The sequence below is a fragment of the Veillonella sp. ICM51a genome (assembly GCF_000524355.1).
Lineage (GTDB): Bacteria > Bacillota > Negativicutes > Veillonellales > Veillonellaceae > Veillonella > Veillonella atypica.
The window spans coordinates 1-16,251 of record NZ_JAPX01000003.1 but is presented as its reverse complement, the minus strand read 5'-3'; the positions used below and the strand labels follow the sequence as shown (position 1 = coordinate 16,251).

16 protein-coding genes and 2 pseudogenes are annotated in these 16,251 nt (G+C 38.1%); 1 reads left to right on the top strand and 17 read right to left on the bottom strand.

Annotation, left to right across the window (positions count from 1 at the left end; genetic code table 11):
* Nucleotides 1–81 precede the first annotated feature (81 nt).
* The 13 genes from HMPREF1504_RS00260 to rplM form a co-directional block, all read right to left on the bottom strand.
* Nucleotides 82–867 carry an ABC transporter ATP-binding protein gene (locus HMPREF1504_RS00260; protein ID WP_038122523.1) on the bottom strand — a complete coding sequence of 262 codons (786 nt, stop codon included), beginning with the start codon at nt 865–867 and terminating at the stop codon, nt 82–84.
* A gap of 11 nt (nt 868–878) precedes the next feature.
* Nucleotides 879–1,367 (bottom strand): acetolactate synthase small subunit, encoded by a 489-nt coding sequence (ilvN, locus tag HMPREF1504_RS00255; protein ID WP_016476516.1) that lies wholly within the window; start codon nt 1,365–1,367, stop codon nt 879–881.
* On the bottom strand, nt 1,367–3,076 hold the full coding sequence (gene ilvB, locus HMPREF1504_RS00250; RefSeq protein WP_038122521.1) for a biosynthetic-type acetolactate synthase large subunit: 1,710 nt from the start codon (nt 3,074–3,076) through the stop codon (nt 1,367–1,369). The genes ilvN and ilvB overlap by 1 nt, the downstream gene beginning before the upstream one ends.
* Nucleotides 3,077–3,094: 18 nt before the next feature.
* Complete coding sequence (gene ilvA, locus HMPREF1504_RS00245) at nt 3,095–4,318, bottom strand: threonine ammonia-lyase (RefSeq protein ID WP_038122519.1); 1,224 nt, start codon at nt 4,316–4,318, stop codon at nt 3,095–3,097.
* A 39-nt stretch (nt 4,319–4,357) separates the two neighbouring features.
* On the bottom strand, nt 4,358–6,028 hold the full coding sequence (gene ilvD, locus HMPREF1504_RS00240; RefSeq protein ID WP_005377866.1) for a dihydroxy-acid dehydratase: 1,671 nt from the start codon (nt 6,026–6,028) through the stop codon (nt 4,358–4,360).
* A gap of 515 nt (nt 6,029–6,543) precedes the next feature.
* Nucleotides 6,544–7,947, bottom strand: coding sequence for a DASS family sodium-coupled anion symporter (locus tag HMPREF1504_RS00235; protein WP_038122517.1), 1,404 nt, complete (start codon nt 7,945–7,947; stop codon nt 6,544–6,546).
* Nucleotides 7,944–8,387: a cupin domain-containing protein gene (locus HMPREF1504_RS00230; protein ID WP_005377848.1), complete on the bottom strand. Its 444-nt coding sequence runs from the start codon at nt 8,385–8,387 to the stop codon at nt 7,944–7,946. The genes HMPREF1504_RS00235 and HMPREF1504_RS00230 overlap by 4 nt, the downstream gene beginning before the upstream one ends.
* A 67-nt stretch (nt 8,388–8,454) precedes the next feature.
* Nucleotides 8,455–8,763, bottom strand: coding sequence for a heavy-metal-associated domain-containing protein (locus HMPREF1504_RS00225; protein ID WP_005377855.1), 309 nt, complete (start codon nt 8,761–8,763; stop codon nt 8,455–8,457).
* An 11-nt stretch (nt 8,764–8,774) separates the two neighbouring features.
* Nucleotides 8,775–9,017 carry a twin-arginine translocase TatA/TatE family subunit gene (locus HMPREF1504_RS00220; RefSeq protein ID WP_005377864.1) on the bottom strand — a complete coding sequence of 81 codons (243 nt, stop codon included), beginning with the start codon at nt 9,015–9,017 and terminating at the stop codon, nt 8,775–8,777.
* 36 nt (nt 9,018–9,053) lie between these two features.
* Nucleotides 9,054–9,809 carry a 6-phosphogluconolactonase gene (pgl, locus tag HMPREF1504_RS00215; protein ID WP_038122516.1) on the bottom strand — a complete coding sequence of 252 codons (756 nt, stop codon included), beginning with the start codon at nt 9,807–9,809 and terminating at the stop codon, nt 9,054–9,056.
* A 169-nt stretch (nt 9,810–9,978) separates the two neighbouring features.
* The gene (locus HMPREF1504_RS00210) at nt 9,979–10,770 is read right to left on the bottom strand and encodes an enoyl-CoA hydratase (protein ID WP_038122515.1); all 792 of its coding nucleotides are present in this window, start codon (nt 10,768–10,770) and stop codon (nt 9,979–9,981) included.
* 166 nt (nt 10,771–10,936) lie between these two features.
* Nucleotides 10,937–11,329, bottom strand: a complete 393-nt coding sequence (rpsI, locus tag HMPREF1504_RS00205) for a 30S ribosomal protein S9 (RefSeq protein ID WP_005377846.1) — start codon at nt 11,327–11,329, stop codon at nt 10,937–10,939.
* 20 nt (nt 11,330–11,349) lie between these two features.
* Nucleotides 11,350–11,790, bottom strand: a complete 441-nt coding sequence (gene rplM, locus HMPREF1504_RS00200; RefSeq protein WP_038122511.1) for a 50S ribosomal protein L13 — start codon at nt 11,788–11,790, stop codon at nt 11,350–11,352.
* A gap of 617 nt (nt 11,791–12,407) precedes the next feature.
* Between rplM and HMPREF1504_RS00195 the strand changes: the two genes are divergently transcribed.
* Nucleotides 12,408–13,613 (top strand): MFS transporter, encoded by a 1,206-nt coding sequence (locus tag HMPREF1504_RS00195; RefSeq protein ID WP_005381368.1) that lies wholly within the window; start codon nt 12,408–12,410, stop codon nt 13,611–13,613.
* A gap of 52 nt (nt 13,614–13,665) precedes the next feature.
* Here HMPREF1504_RS00195 and HMPREF1504_RS00190 read toward each other — a convergent pair.
* From HMPREF1504_RS00190 to tnpA, 4 genes and pseudogenes are all read right to left on the bottom strand, one after another.
* A pseudogene (locus tag HMPREF1504_RS00190) lies at nt 13,666–13,941 on the bottom strand (IS256 family transposase); the annotation flags it as partial.
* A 565-nt stretch (nt 13,942–14,506) separates the two neighbouring features.
* A complete protein-coding gene (locus tag HMPREF1504_RS00180) occupies nt 14,507–14,776 on the bottom strand; it encodes a hypothetical protein (RefSeq protein WP_005381373.1) in 270 nt (89 codons plus the stop codon).
* Nucleotides 14,777–15,023: 247 nt separating this feature from the next.
* Nucleotides 15,024–15,416, bottom strand: a complete 393-nt coding sequence (locus HMPREF1504_RS00175; protein WP_232203304.1) for a hypothetical protein — start codon at nt 15,414–15,416, stop codon at nt 15,024–15,026.
* 277 nt (nt 15,417–15,693) lie between these two features.
* A pseudogene (gene tnpA, locus HMPREF1504_RS00170) lies at nt 15,694–16,092 on the bottom strand (IS200/IS605 family transposase); the annotation flags it as partial.
* Between the last annotated feature and the right edge of the window lie 159 nt (nt 16,093–16,251).

The window sequence follows — 16,251 nt, the reverse complement described above, 5'->3', positions numbered from 1 at the left end:
GAATAGTCAAATAGACTAATTCATAACTAAATTTGTACCCTCTTTGTATTAAAAAAATATGAATTCTGAAATTTTCATACCTTATTTAACGATAACCCAAGGGCGATCTTTTTCCCAAACAACAGATACATCAATACCGAAAACATCGGTCAATATATCGTCGGTTAAGATGTCCTGTTTTTTGCCTTTATACACGATGAGACCATCTTTAATAATTGCTACATGTGTAATGCTAGGCATAATTTCTTCGATTTGATGAGATACATAGATAAAAGGCTTCTTCTCATCACGAGCCATATTTTCCACGGTTCTTAAGAATTGCTCACGAGCCGGCAAATCAAGACCAGAGCAAGGTTCATCTAAGATCAACAAATCAGGATCTGCCATGATGGCACGAGCCAATAGTACACGGCGTTGTTCGCCAACGGATAAGGTGGAGAATTTATGGCCTTCCAAATAGGAGATTTTAAATTCTTCCATTAGGTCTATCGCTTTTTTTCGCTGGTCTTCAGAGACGTCCTTATAGACGCCGATAGTGTTGAAAGCACCAGAAATAACGACATTTTCTACCAATTGGCGATCTAAGGTAGATTGAAATTGGCCCAATGTGGCGCTTACAAAGCCTAAGCGATTTTTAATCTTAACCCATGCATATTTGCCAAACTCATGGCCAAATACACGTAATAGACCGGTCGTCGGGATTTGATAGGCTGGAATCATACTGAGCATCGTCGATTTACCAGCCCCATTGAGGCCTAATAGAGCCCAGTTTTCCCCTTCTTCCACGTGCCAATCTACGCCTTTTAGAATTTCTCGACCATCGCGACGAAATGTGACATCTTCATAATGTAGTACTTCACTACTCACACAACCATCTCCTACATTTTTTCTCCACGACTCATAGCGGTAATACCGGTTTTAGCGATTTCAAGAATACCATAGGTTTCCATAATTTGTACGAAACCGCGTAATTTATCGTCGCTGCCGATGACTTCTATGATCATAGATGTAGGGGAAATATCAAGTACATTACCGCGGTATACATCGGCAATTTGAACAATTTGAGATCGCGTTGTAGACGTTGCTTTCACCTTGATAAGCATTAACTCACGACAAACTACATCATGATCATCAAATACTTTCACCTTAACCACATCAATCAGTTTGTAAATTTGCTTTTGAATTTGGTCAAGTGCACGGTCATCAGCCTCAACAGTAAGCGTAATGCGTGCATAGCCAGGCTTATTTGTAACGCCAGAAGTCATTTTCGTAACGTTAAAACCACGGCGATTGAAGAGTGCTAAAATACGAGTACCAATACCCGCCGTATTTTTGGCAATCACTAACACTTGATGTTCTTTAGCCATTATAGCACCCCTTTCTTGCCCATCATGCCACTCACAGTACCACCTGCTGGGATCATTGGCAATACATTATCCTCACGTTCAACGCGACAATCCAAGACGATGCTTTCATCAGATGTAATATAGGATTTAAAATCTTTATTGAACGTTTCAACTGAATCGAAGCGCGCTGCTTTCAAATCAAATGCATCAGCTAGCTTTAAGAAATCAGGACTCACTTCTAAATCTACATAGGAATAACGTCGGTCATTGAAGATTTGTTGCCACTGACGAACCATGCCAAGATATCCATTGTTGATGATGACAATCTTAATTGGCAAATTATATTGACGAACCATCATAAGTTCTTCGCAGGTCATTTGGAAACCACCATCGCCAACAACAAGGATGACTTGTTTGTTAGGAGCACCCACTTGAGCACCGATTGCCGCTGGTAAGCCATAGCCCATCGTACCAGCACCACCAGAAGTTACGATGGTATGTGGCGCCTTATGTGTTAAGAACTGAGCAGCCCACATTTGATGTTGGCCTACATCGGTTACGATAATAGCATCATCCTTAGCAATTTTATTGAGTTCAGATAATACATATTGAGGATGTAACTCACCATGAGTCGATTTAGGAACAACCATAGGATATTCTTGTTGCCATTCTCGAATTTGCGCAATCCAAGATTCATGTGTAGTAGGTTCAACAAAAGTATTTAATTCGGTTAATACTCGTTTTAAATCGCCTACGATTGGTACGTTAATGGTAACGTTTTTATCGATTTCAGCTGGATCGATATCGATATGAATAATCTTTGCTTTTTTACAGAAGAAATCTGGATGACCTGTTATGCGGTCATGGAAACGAATACCAGCCGCAATAACGAGATCTGCATCTTCGGTACAATTGTTAGCCGCTACCGTTCCATGCATACCGACCATACCAAGAGCCAATTCATGGTTACCAGGGAATCCACCAAGGCCTACCAAGGTATTAGCTACAGGAATTTGAGCCTTTTCAGCTAACTCCTTAAGTTCATCCATAGCGCCTGATTTCAATACGCCAGCACCAGCAATGATAAGTGGACGCTTTGCATTCTTGATAAGGGTTGCCGCTTTTTTAATTTGCCCTTGATGGCCTTTGTATGTTGGATCATACCCTTCAAGATGAATAGGTACTTCGTATAATTTATTGTATTCCGCCATAGATATTTTTTCTGTTTGAATATCCTTTGGAATATCGATTAATACAGGACCTGGACGACCTGTACCAGCAATGAAGTACGCTTCCTTGATAATGCGAGGCAAATCGTGAATATCTTGAACTAGATAGTTATGCTTAGTAATCGGCATTGTAATACCTTGGATATCCGCCTCTTGGAAGGAATCCTTACCGATAAACGGACGACCTACCTGCCCTGTAATGGCCACCATAGGTACAGAGTCCATGTATGCAGTCATAATGCCTGTTACAAGGTTTGTTGCACCAGGACCAGACGTAGCAAGGCATACGCCTACACGACCGGATACGCGTGCATAACCATCTGCTGCATGGGCTGCACCTTGTTCATGACGTACGAAATAGTGTTTAATTTCAGGGAAGCTATAAATTTCATCATAAATTGGAATGACTGCGCCACCTGGATAGCCGAACATATCAGTTACACCAAGGCGATGCAATGTTTCTAGGACAATGCGTGCCCCATTGATTGTTTCTGCGCTCATAGGAACCCTTTCAACCAGCTATTCTGATAGAATCTCGCTGGAATTTAAACGTTTAATGGTATAACCATTCTTTTTAAAAGTATCAATAATGCTTTGAATATGTTCTTCACCATTGGTTTCTACAGTAACTTGTAATTCCACTTCGTGGAAGCGGTCAAGATTTTTAAACTGATTATGATCAAGTTTAATAACGTTTGCATCCGCATCTGCAAGCATTTGAGATACAGCAACCAATTGGCCTGGTTTATCTGGAAGGTTTACAGAGAATGTAAAGATACGGCCACGCAATACGAGACCTTTATTAATCATAGAAGAAATAGTTAATACATCGATATTACCACCGCTGACGATGGCTACTGCCTTTTTAGCTTTGCAGTCTAATTTTTTTAGACCCGCAAGAGGCAAAATACCAGAGTTTTCTGCTACTAATTTATGTTTTTCAACGAGCAACAAAAAGGCTTCCATCAATTCGTAGTCTGAAACTGTAATTATTTCATCTACGTATTTCTTGATATATTCAAGTGTAGTTTCACCAATTTGACGTACCGCCGTACCATCAGCAATGGTAGCCACTTCGTCGAGTGGTACAGGATGATCGGCCTTTAATGCTGCCAAAGCACTGGCTGCCCCTTCTGGTTCTACACCGATAACTTTGATGCGAGGATTTTTTAATTTAGCAGCCGCTGCAATGCCAGATACAATGCCGCCGCCGCCAACAGGTACCAGTAATACATCCGCATCAGGCAATTCCTCAAGAACTTCAAGGGCAATAGTGCCTTGGCCTTCGATGACATCTTCGTCATCGAAAGGGTGCACGAACACATAGCCATGTTCTTGTTGCAATTCCATCGCCTTTTGGTACGCTTCATCATAAATCTCGCCCGATAATACGACCTCTGCGCCATACTGTTTTGTAGCATTCACCTTGATGAGAGGTGTATGTTTTGGCATGACGATTGTCGCCTTAATGCCTAGACGTTTTGCAGCAAGCGCTACACCTTGCGCATGGTTGCCGGCGGACGCGGCAATAACACCGCGCGCCTTTTCTTCTTCCGTCAATTTAGCAATTTTATTGTATGCTCCACGCACCTTAAAGGAACCTGTTATTTGTAAGTTTTCTGGCTTGATGTACACATCATTGCCACACTCTTCAGAGAACACATCGCTATGAAGCAGTTTAGTTTTTACCGTAATCGTGCTCAACCGTTCACGGGCTTCCATAAAATCATATAACTTATGCATAAGACACCTACTCTTGTAGTAATAACAATACTTCTCCTATTAGTCTTCTAAAATTTCGATAGCACCTTGTGCTGCAGAAGATACATGGAGAGCATATTTTTTAAGGTATCCAGTTACATTGGATTTGAATGGTTTCAATGCTGCTTTACGGCGAGCGATTTCATCGTCAGATACAGCTAATTCCAATTTGCCGTTTGGAATATCGATGTTGATGATATCACCATCTTCAACAACGGCGATTGTACCACCTGCTGCTGCTTCTGGAGATACGTGACCAATCGATGCACCACGAGTAGCACCAGAGAAACGACCGTCAGTCAACAATGCTACGTCTTTATCAAGACCCATACCTGCGATCATGGATGTTGGTGTCAACATTTCGCGCATGCCAGGACCACCTTTAGGGCCTTCGTAACGGATAACTACCACATCACCTTTTACGATTTTACCGCCTGTAATAGCTTCAACAGCTTCTTCTTCGCTGTTGAATACCTTTGCTGGGCCAGAGTGAACAAGCATATCATCATCTACGGCACCTGCTTTTACAACGGAACCATCTACAGCAAGGTTACCTTTAAGAACCGCAATACCACCTGTTTCATGAACAGGATTATTCCATGGATGGATAACATCTTCATCCACAACATGAGCTGCTGTTGCAATTTCACCTTGTGTTTTAAGAGCTACAGTTTTGCAATCTGTATGCAAACGACCATTTTCTGCTAAACGTTTCAACACAGCAGATACGCCGCCTGCAGCATACAAATCTTCGATGAAGTATTTACCAGATGGAGAAAGTTTGGATAATTGAGGTGTGTTTTGTGCAATGCGATCAAAGTCGTCCAAGGACAATGGTACACCTGCTTCGTGAGCGATAGCTGGCAAATGAAGTGCTGTATTAGAGGAACCACCCAAAGCCATATCAAGAGCTACTGCATTTTCAAAGGCTTCGCGTGTCATAATGTCTTTAGGACGAAGGTTTGCTTTCAATACCTCTACTGCTTGCATACCTGCTAATTTAGCAAGACGTAAACGTTCAGAATATACTGCTGGAATTGTACCATTACCAGGAAGGCCCATACCAAGAGCTTCTGTTAAGCAGTTCATTGTATTAGCTGTGTACATACCAGAGCAAGAACCACATGTAGGACATGCGGTATTTTCGATTTCAGCTAACTCAGCATCACCCATTTCACCAGTTTGATGTTTACCTACTGCTTCGAATACATCAGACAAACCGATTTTTTTGCCATTGTGTACGCCTGCAAGCATAGCACCACCGGATACGAATACGGATGGAATGTTTAGACGAGCTGCAGCAATCAACATACCAGGTACTACTTTATCGCAGTTTGGAATGAATACCATAGCATCAAATGGTGTTGCCATAGCTGTTGCTTCGATGGAATCAGCGATGATATTGCGAGTTACCAAGGAGTATTTCATACCGATGTGGTTCATCGCCAAACCGTCACAAATACCAATTGTATTGAACTCGATTGGCACACCACCTGCGTTGCGGATACCGTCTTTTACGGCTTGTACAATATTTTTCAAGCCCACATGACCAGGAATGATTTCATTGAAGGAATTGGCAATACCAATGACCGGTCTACCTAATTCTTCGTCTACAAAACCGAGTGCTTTTAATAAAGATCTGTGTGGTGCACGTGCTACGCCTGTTTTTAAATTGTCACTTCTACAACTCATGATATTCTCCTCACTTCTTTTGAAAGTATCCACTTGGACGGCTTTCACAATGAACAAAAAAAAGACGATTCCAAAGAACCGTCTTAAAAGTTTACAAATGATATTCCTTTTGTTTACAGAATTCCTTAATACATACATAAAAACCTATGTACCCCATGGAATACATACAAATAAGAAACACTATAGTCAAATCTTATTGATTGTATATTAAACCATTCGCGGAACTTTTAAGACAAAAACGTGTTAAGTTGTTGTTCATAATTCGAATGTTTTTAATAATCACGACCAGCGCGATAATCAACAAGCTAATGACTAAACCGAACATGTTTCCTCCTAAAATAATCTGTAACGATAAAACTATAATAACACGTTCCATAGTGTCATGCAATAAATATTCTATAGATTTATTATATTTTTTTTATGAAGTTCACCATACCCAATAGCTATACCCATATATGTTTATGCACCAATATTGGATATACAAAAATCCCCCGCCGTAGCGAGGGATGTATATATTATAAAATACCGAACAGCCACATACCAAATGTGCCAGCCCAGAAGTGAATCATAAAACTTACTACAGAAATAGCAAGACCTACACGCCACCATGTTCCTTGTGGTACATAGCCTGCACCAAAGAAGATTGGTGTTACACCAGAGCTATAATGTGTTAATGTACAGCCAGGGCTATTCATCAAACCAAAGAGCAAGATGGTAAATGGAATCGGTGCACCCATGGCAACCAAAATGGCTGCAAAGGCGGAGAATAATGCGGTAATACGCGCCGTACCACTAGCAAAGAAGTATTGAGAGTATACGAAGGTTGCAGAGATAATAAAGGATGCCCAGAACCAATCAATACCTACGAGATGTTGACTTACAAAATTAGCAAATACAGCCACTACACCAAGTTTACCAAGAAGGCCAGCCATACCAACGAGGGTTCCCATCCAAATGAGGATATCCCAACCGGTGCGTTCACCTAATATGTCTTCCCATGTAAGGGAGCCAGTTACAACACAAGCAAGAACACCCATCATAGCAACTACTGTAGGATGTAACTTTGTCCAAATCGCCGTAGCCCAAAGCAAAATGCACAGGATAAAGATAATAGCCACAGAAATTTCAGATTTCGTAATTGGCCCAAGTGCATTTAATTCCTTTTGTGCCATCTCAGCCGCCTCTGGTGTTTCTTTGATTTCTGGCGGATAGATTTTATAGATAAACCATGGCATCAAAATCATACAAATAACACCAGGGATGACACCCGCTTGGAACCATTCCCACCAAGAAATATCATAACCAAATAATTTCGCACCTAAGGATGTGATCAATAGGTTACCGCTACAAGCAGTTAAAAAGATTGTTACAGTAATGGTGTTTATCGTATGAGCCGTGGTCATCAAGTACGCCCCAATACGACGTGCCGTGCTACCATTTGGCTCAGAATCAAAGGCAAGGGAAATATTTTGGACGATTGGAAAAATGATACCGCCCCCACGCGCCGTATTAGATGGCGTGGCTGGAGAGATAATCAAATCCGTACAAGCTAAGGCATAGGCTAATTTCAGAGAACTTGTACCAAAGGCACGAATTAAGGTGTATGCAATGCGCTTACCAAGGCCGGAATTAATAATACCTCTAGAAAAGAATACGGCTGCTACGATAAGCCACACATTAGCCTCTGCATAGCCACCCAAAGCTTGCACCATCGTAATAGAGCTCGTTGCCACAGCAGCAACAATGCCAAAGAGTGCCATAATGCCCGTCGGCCAAGGGCGTAAAATAAAACCAACAATCGTAGCTGTAAAGATAGCCAACAAATGCCAACCTTCAGGCTTAATCGCCTCTGTATGAGGCAAAAACCAAATAATCAGGCCAATCAAAACGGTTAAGGCCGCTCGTGTCCATGTACTCATAGTCCCTCCAAAAATTCCTTAATCTTAGGTTTTTGACGCAATGTCTCCATTTGTTCATCAGTCAATAATTTAACCTTATCTCGGTCTTTATTAACAAGGCAGAAAAATCCTATATAGTCGCCCTTATTAGCTCTAAATTGATGAATTGTATTGCCTGGGATTTCAATAAAGTCCCCTTGTGCTACATCATAAATTTCATCACCTAGTAAAAGCTGCCCCTTACCGCGGCCAATCATAACCATATGTGTATGCTCATGATATTCTAACGTAGAGTAACCCCCGGGCAAACATTCAAAATAACGGAATTGGCAGGGAATGTCATAAGCCCCATCATATAGCACTTGTCGCGTTACATCCTTAAAAGGACTACCATCTTGTTTGTACACCAAGGTATCGACGCCATCCCATTTAAAATTTTCCGAATCAAACTTGCGTATCATCTCATCACCTCACAATACAAAAAGGGCTGTATCGAAACGATGTTTCAATACAGCTCTATGAATTCGATTATTTAAAGAGACGTTTAATCGTACCGAGTAAACCATGGCTATGTTCACGAACACCATCAACCACGGACTCTACATCAAATCCAGTTCGTTCAATAGCTGTTGTAATCGTTTCAACAGATACCTTTGCTGGATCAAAAGATACAGTAGCCGTTTTATTTGGCAAATCAACTTCGGAGCTAAGTACGCCTTCTAGGCCTAATGTAGCACCTTCTACTGTTTCCTTACAATTATTACACATCATACCAGGTACAGTGAATACCTTTGTTACAACGCCATTATCTTCACCACAACCGCAATCTTTGCACATAATAATACCTCCTAATCATTAGCTTCCTTATGTTTTTCATCATTTTTAGCCCCAGCTGTCACATCGATAGTGGTAGCAGATTTAACGGCTTCCTTTGTTTCATCGACAGCTTTCTTTGGGCCGGAAAGAGCATCTTTAAATTCATTGATCCCCTTACCAATCGCTTTACCCACTTCAGGTAATTTACCAGGTCCGAAGATAACTAGAGCGATCACTAAAATAACTATTAATTCAGGTGTTCCTATAGACCCCATTTGTATCTCCTTTATATTTACTTAATACTACATCCATCAGTGTACATCATTATACGCATCTTTGTCCACATACCATGTCATAGGTTCTTGTGAAAGCACTGCACCTGGCAATACACGACCGATACGTTTATCCCATGATGTATCTTCATAATCCTCACGTTGGTACAAGACCTTTGTAAGGGCTGTCCGTTTGCTTTCACCAGTTACAGTAAACCAAAGGACATCTGTTTTCGCTAAAAACGAAAAGGTCATGGAAATGCGCTCCCACACCTTACCATCCTCAACTGCTACAACATTTCGATCCGCCACTCGCAACGCATGAGAACCGGCAAATAGACCTGCTGTATGGCCATCTTCTCCAAGATCTAGAATAGCTAAATCCAGGCCAGATTTTTTACAAGCTTTAAGAACATTGCCTATTTCTTTCTCGTACTCGTCAGCTGCCTCTATAACAGTTTTCGAATTGGTGTTAATAGGAAAGAAATGGGCCGCCCCCTTCGCCTTACAAAGCAGATATGGTTTTACACGGTTGAAATAATTATCTTCATGAGACTGAGGCAAAAATCGCTCATCAGTCCAGACAAAAAATATCCGTTCCCAGTTAACACGCTCAATGTACTCAGGGGAGTTCAATGTCTCTAACAAACCATTGATAACTGTGCCTCCAGTGATACCTACAATGCATGTTTCGGTGCGGCTGATTTCTTCATTGGTGAAAGCAATAAAATCCTCCGCCAATGCAGCGACCACATCACTAGGGGTATCATAACATTTAATTGTATCTTGAGCCATAAAATATGGACCTCCTAAAACTATCTTAATAGTTCTATTATATACGTTTTGTCAATGTATGAAAAGGAAAAACCGATGTAACACACTATATGAGTCACATCGGTTCTAATGATATGAGTATGTAGTTCTAATTTACATACTATTTAGCACATCTTATTACAAAACAGTCTTACTTTTGGCCAAATTTAGGACGACGGCGTTCTGTAAAGGCAAGAACACCTTCTTTGAAATCTTCAGAAAGACCTAATTCACATTGATTTTCTACTTCAAACTTCTTGTACTCTTCCCAGCCAGATAAGAAGCTATTCCACATCATTTCCTTCATAACGCGGTACGATTTTGCAGGGCCTTTTGCTAATTTTTCAACTAGGCGTCTTGTAGCAGTCTCTAAATCCTCTGGTTCACAAACTTTATATACAAAACCAAGTTCTTTACCTTTTTCAGCGGAAACCGCTTCACCAGTCATGACAATGTGCATAGCACGATTCATACCAATGGAACGAGTTAACAAGAACAAACCACCTGCATCTGGAGCAAGGCCTACGTTTACGAAGGCTTGAATAAAGCGTACATTATTAGCTGCAACCACAAAGTCTGCAGCTAACGCCATGTTGAACGCCGCACCTGCTGCCGCACCTTGAAGGCTCATGATAACCGGTTTAGGTAAGCGTTTCATAGCCATAGAAATCTGCGCTACTAGCTCAACGATTTCAAATAAAGACTCTGTATCACCATCATTTACAGCCCGTTCCATTTCTGTTAAATCGCCGCCAGCAGAGAATACTTTACCCTCTGCATTGATGAGCAATGCACGAACACTTTCATCGTTGTGAGCTTTATCTAAAACCTCAAGGATCTCCTTACACATTTCGATGTTAAAACCATTCGCCACTGCAGGACGATTAAATGTCAACGTACCGATACCATTATCTACTACGTATTGAATTGTATTATAAATCATATGAATTCTCCTATATGAAAATCTATTTTCGAAAAAATTCGATTATACTTATATTATAGGAGAATTACATATGGATGTAAATATAATTCCAAAGATATGAAAAACTATAGAAATACAAAAACTCCTGCAGACAGTGTCTGCAGGAGTAATATCCGTTGTCCAAATATTAACGTTTGGAGAATTGGCTTGCTTTGCGGGCTTTTTTAAGACCGTATTTTTTACGTTCTTTCATACGTGGGTCACGAGTCAAGAAGCCAGCTTTTTTCAAAGATTGACGAAGTTCGCCATCTACGTCCAATAACGCACGGGAGATACCGTGACGAATTGCACCAGCTTGACCGGAAGGACCGCCACCAGCTACAGTTGCGATTACATCGTATTGTTCAACTGTGTTAGTCAAGTTCAAAGGTTGTTTTACGATCAATTCCAAAGTTTGGCGACCGAAATATTCATTAAGTTCACGTTTGTTAACAGTGATTTTACCTGTGCCCGGTACCAGACGAACTCTAGCAACGGAAGATTTTCTACGACCAGTGCCGTAATATTGTGCTACTGCCATTATATGTTCCTCCCTCTAGATTATCGTACGGAAATTTCTAATACTTCTGGTTTTTGAGCTGCATGTGGATGCTCAGGACCAGCGTATACGTTTAATTTACGGTATTGTTGTGCACCCAATTTATTTTTTGGAAGCATACCACGAACTGCCATTTCAACAACACGTTCAGGTTGTTTTTCAAGCATCATGTACAATTTAGTGAAACGGGAACCACCTGGGTAACCAGAGTGACGGAAGTATTCCTTTTGTTCCAATTTTTTACCAGTTACGCGAATTTTTTCTGCGTTTACAACGATCACATGGTCACCAGTGTCTACGTGTGGTGTGAAAGTTGGTTTATTTTTGCCCCGAAGAACTTTTGCAACTTCGGCAGCAAGGCGTCCTAAAGTTTTACCTTCAGCGTCAACAACATACCATTTCCGTTCGATTGTGTTCGGATTGGCCATAAATGTAGTTTTCATGCTGCATATCCTCCTAATAACGTCATAATTCTACCAAAATCAGCTTGTCCTTTGCTTCCGGGGCTAATGGAAACACGACTAAAGCTTACTCAAAATAGTATACAGATTTTATGGGTTTGTGTCAATTAAAATTTAGTACTTATATGTTTTCATTAAATTATTTTTTAATATAGAATTACACTGCTGTATTACATCATTCAATACGGTCTGATCAGTATTAAGAGAAAGTTTAACCCAATTATTACGCCAACTACCTCCTAATTGAACTTCTACTTTTATATGTCCATATGAATTACATATAATATGGACATAATCATCCGAATCATCATAAGCAATACGAACTTCTCCGTCTAATGTAATATACAGTAATTTGAGTTGACCGATTAATTCTATAAATTCATTTACAGTATAAATAATAAAAATGAACAGTCCCCTTTATTATCTTTCATTAGCAGAAACCTACTTATATTACATATTACTTTATATTGTGCAGGAAATTTATATATTTATATAGAATAATGAACATATAATATCAAAATTAGTAAAAGTTTAATTTAGATTTTGTAAAATAATACATATTATAATATCAGTACTTCTATAATCTAGGAGATGATAATATGAATCTAGAAAACAAAAACTCATTTCTCTTAAATAGTGCTCTATTCTTTTCAACAATGGGAAGCACCGCAACAACACTAGGTTTTATAACATATATATTCAATACCACCCACAGTCCCTTTGATACAGGGGTAGTTACAATAGCGACATTATTAGTTGGAATGTTATTAGGCCCATTTTTAGGGATACTTGTAAAAGAAAAAGGCTTGTTGTGGTCTATGGTAGTTCCTGAAATAGTTTCGGGTTTTGTATTATCAATTTTTGTTTTCATAGATAACCTTTATCTAGTATATATCATAGCTTTTCTTATAGGTTTTAATAATAAAATTTTAGGAATCGCTAGACTTTCCTTTATACCTAATATTACAAATGACCTAGTCAAATTTAATGCACTACTCCGTTCTATTAATCGTTTTGCATTGATAAGTGGTTCCTTATTATTTAGCGTTATAATTAATTACTCTTTAACGATGGTGTTTGTTATTGATGCAATTACTTATATTATTTCAGCCTACCTACTTTATCGATTAAATAGAAATGTGAGAATACAATCACACGCAACTATCTCCCAAAAAACTATTAGACAAAGCATATATGATCACATTCAACTTTTATTAAAAGGATATAAGTTATTATTCCTAAATAAAAAAATTAATTTTATAGTTTATTTGGGTATATTAGCCAGAATATTTTATATGTGTATACCGATTCTACTATTAATATTCATTAAAGACATCTTACATTTAACTGATAGCCAGTATGGATATACGCAAACAATCTCTAGATTGGCATCATTCATTATTTTTGGAATTCTTGCTAAATATTTTACCATTAATTTAGCATCGAGTTTTAAAAAAGTTTTGTTCCCTCTTTTTATACTATACGGAGGAAGTATTTTTTTCATAGGCTATATAGAAACAATAGAACAACTATATATTCTATATAGTATATCTGAAATATTATTATTTACAGCCGTTGTTTTAGTTCATGCATATATACAATCTATTTTTTCACAGGAAGAGTTAACATTAGCTAGCGGTTCTGTAAGTACAGGCTTCTCTATTGGATCGATATTATCAATAACTATATTTACAAACTTAGCAAATATATTACCGCTACATGATATATTTTTTATATGTGGACTGGGGATAATTATAAGCACAGTTATTATAATAGGCTATACTCGATTAAACCAAGAAAGATAGATTTTATGATAATTATTTGATTTACGGGTTATAGGACAAAAAGAGTGTGTGACTAATTCCAATAAGTTAGAAAATCTGTAGACATATGTAGCTCATTCCAAACAGGAGCATCACCCCATTGAGGGATGGAACGATCTATTTGGCAATAATTAGATAACCGTTTGTAGATAGCAGCAATCGATTCATCTGTAGGCATACAATTTAATATATCTGAAATAGAAAGCGGTCTTGGTGAATGCATATAGCACCACCAATAGACCGCTTTTAGTCTTCTTTCAAGTAAAAGGTCCCTATGAGCGCGTAACATGCTTCTTAGTTGAGCATTTACATCAAAAAAGCCATAAATCAATATTAAAGACTAATATGCTCAACAACCATATAATTATCAAATAAGATGCTTGCCTAACATAATGTTTTCTTTGTGTAGTATATTCTATTCGTTTAATCTCTTTAAGATTATATGCTCGATATTCTAATAAGTGATTATGTATATTAAATGATAATAATACATCTAATAGTACAACACCTAAGAGTATACGTTCCGATATAGTAAACTGAAAGAAATCAACGGAGCCAATAAAGTAAGATGATACTATGAATGCTAACGAAAACAAGACATTAACAAGGCTCAACCAATTATACCAAGCATAATCCCGACCTATTGTATAAGTTACAAAGCCATATTTTTTTAAGATTTCCAATAATACTTTTATAAGAAAATATATAAGAAAAATAATTAGAGATATCATCATTATAAGATGACTAAATGATATATTTTCAATATATGATAATAAAAGCATACTCTATCAATGTACCTCTTTAATTAAAACGGCCAATACTTTCTAGCTTTCTCTCTACCTTCTTTTTCTACCTCTTCAGCCTGTTTATCTATTTTATCCAACCAATCTATCAATCGCAGTACCTTTTATTCCAGCCTTACTCAACTTAAAAGTAGTAATCTTAGCCATATCAACCAACTTATTTTTACTAGTTTTTATTTTGGGCTTTGTTTTGATTAATTCTAAATCATGTGACAAATTTACGCTATCTAATGTTATAGAGACAACCTTTTCTGTAGTTAAATCATAATGCTCATTATTTTCATTAAATGAATTTCCAAACATGCCTACATTATAAGCTTTGCCACCAAGGCCTCCAAGCATCTTCGCATCCTCCATCCGTCTTTGAGTCGAGTCTGAATCAAAACACGGCATTCAAATGTAAGATGGTGTCCTTTTCTGTGCTCATTTGCAGTATAATGTAAGTAGTCCATAGGGATTTTCTCCTTGTGAATGAAGTTTAGGCACTTACATTCTACCAAAGAGAGAGCCTTATGGACTTTTTGTGTTACTTGTTCAACTTGATTTTACAATCGGCGGTTTACTTTAACTATTATTCCAACATATCATATTAAAACCCATTATACTTAAGCCACAAATATAGAACTATTGCGATAGCAGGATATAGCAACATATATCGAGCTAATTTTTTACCATTATGATATTGTGGAGAAGATTTTTTTTGTATGGTAACAATCATCCCTGATAAGTAAATTAAAATTACACCCAAAATCGCGCTACTCATGATTATCATAAAATCATCTATAAACCAAAATACATATCCTAATAGCCCAACATAAAAATAAGAAATGACAATAAATGTTTTAAATAGCTTTGGAAAGCGCATATTTAAAGACATCTCTTTATAGCCCATATTATTTGTCCAAGCTAATATATATATCTTTGTATAAATACATAAAGTTATAATAAACCAACATAAAAATAATCCTTTATATCCCAACATGCTTATCTCTTTCTTCTTTCTCCTTCAACAATTTATATTTCTGATACTCAACAAAAAGGCCATAGAATATATTAACTCCTACACTAGCAGTATAAGATAACGGCGCACCCGTCCCTAACGTTCCAGCTGTGGCGCCTGTCGCGCCTAAGCTTGTTACCACTCCTATTCCATAAGCAGTTTCATCTAACATATTTGCCTTAGCAATTAAATCTGGATGACCTTTAAAAGTCATCTCATTATCTATTTTTGCCGCTACAAGCAATGCTGCACCTGAAGCATATCCACCAATAGCTCTTGAACCAGAATTAATAATTGCACGAGTGCCACTTCTAACATATCCCGGTGTCATCTTCTTAAATAAATTTTGGACACCTGTAGATCCATAATGTTCTGCAGACATCGACCAAAAATTTGAATTCATATAACTTTTTAAATATCCCATAAAAGATGATACTGCTATTTTAGGTGGGATTAATACTAACATATGCACATGATCTGCCATGAGATCCCCTTCTATAATCTTGACGCCCTTATATTCACATAAACGCCTCAATATTTCACGTAAACTATTTCTATATTGATTATATATAACTTTACGTCTATACTTATATATAAATACTATGTGGTATTTGCATAACCATTTTGTGTGCGCAAGGCTCTGTGTCTTTGTTGCCATATAAAATCACCTTTCTTTTGCATATAATGCGGCTTGAACACCTACATTATACTTAAGCAAGGTGATTTTTTTGTATAACTTTCGTTGCCACACCCGCATAGCGGGTGGTTTAATGATTCGCGACTATGTCGCGAACCAGTCTAAAGACAATAAAATAAG

What these genes read in the sequence shown, in the direction of transcription:
- ilvN (WP_016476516.1), bottom strand. Translation starts at nt 1,367, where the DNA reads ATGGCTAAAGAACATCAAGTGTTAGTGATTGCCAAAAATACGGCGGGT.
- ilvB (WP_038122521.1), bottom strand. Translation starts at nt 3,076, where the DNA reads ATGAGCGCAGAAACAATCAATGGGGCACGCATTGTCCTAGAAACATTG.
- ilvA (WP_038122519.1), bottom strand. Translation starts at nt 4,318, where the DNA reads ATGCATAAGTTATATGATTTTATGGAAGCCCGTGAACGGTTGAGCACG.
- ilvD (WP_005377866.1), bottom strand. Translation starts at nt 6,028, where the DNA reads ATGAGTTGTAGAAGTGACAATTTAAAAACAGGCGTAGCACGTGCACCA.
- HMPREF1504_RS00235 (WP_038122517.1), bottom strand. Translation starts at nt 7,947, where the DNA reads ATGAGTACATGGACACGAGCGGCCTTAACCGTTTTGATTGGCCTGATT.
- HMPREF1504_RS00230 (WP_005377848.1), bottom strand. Translation starts at nt 8,387, where the DNA reads ATGATACGCAAGTTTGATTCGGAAAATTTTAAATGGGATGGCGTCGAT.
- HMPREF1504_RS00225 (WP_005377855.1), bottom strand. Translation starts at nt 8,763, where the DNA reads ATGTGCAAAGATTGCGGTTGTGGTGAAGATAATGGCGTTGTAACAAAG.
- HMPREF1504_RS00220 (WP_005377864.1), bottom strand. Translation starts at nt 9,017, where the DNA reads ATGGGGTCTATAGGAACACCTGAATTAATAGTTATTTTAGTGATCGCT.
- pgl (WP_038122516.1), bottom strand. Translation starts at nt 9,809, where the DNA reads ATGGCTCAAGATACAATTAAATGTTATGATACCCCTAGTGATGTGGTC.
- HMPREF1504_RS00210 (WP_038122515.1), bottom strand. Translation starts at nt 10,770, where the DNA reads ATGATTTATAATACAATTCAATACGTAGTAGATAATGGTATCGGTACG.
- rpsI (WP_005377846.1), bottom strand. Translation starts at nt 11,329, where the DNA reads ATGGCAGTAGCACAATATTACGGCACTGGTCGTAGAAAATCTTCCGTT.
- rplM (WP_038122511.1), bottom strand. Translation starts at nt 11,790, where the DNA reads ATGAAAACTACATTTATGGCCAATCCGAACACAATCGAACGGAAATGG.
- HMPREF1504_RS00195 (WP_005381368.1), top strand. Translation starts at nt 12,408, where the DNA reads ATGAATCTAGAAAACAAAAACTCATTTCTCTTAAATAGTGCTCTATTC.
- HMPREF1504_RS00180 (WP_005381373.1), bottom strand. Translation starts at nt 14,776, where the DNA reads ATGCTTGGAGGCCTTGGTGGCAAAGCTTATAATGTAGGCATGTTTGGA.
- HMPREF1504_RS00175 (WP_232203304.1), bottom strand. Translation starts at nt 15,416, where the DNA reads ATGTTGGGATATAAAGGATTATTTTTATGTTGGTTTATTATAACTTTA.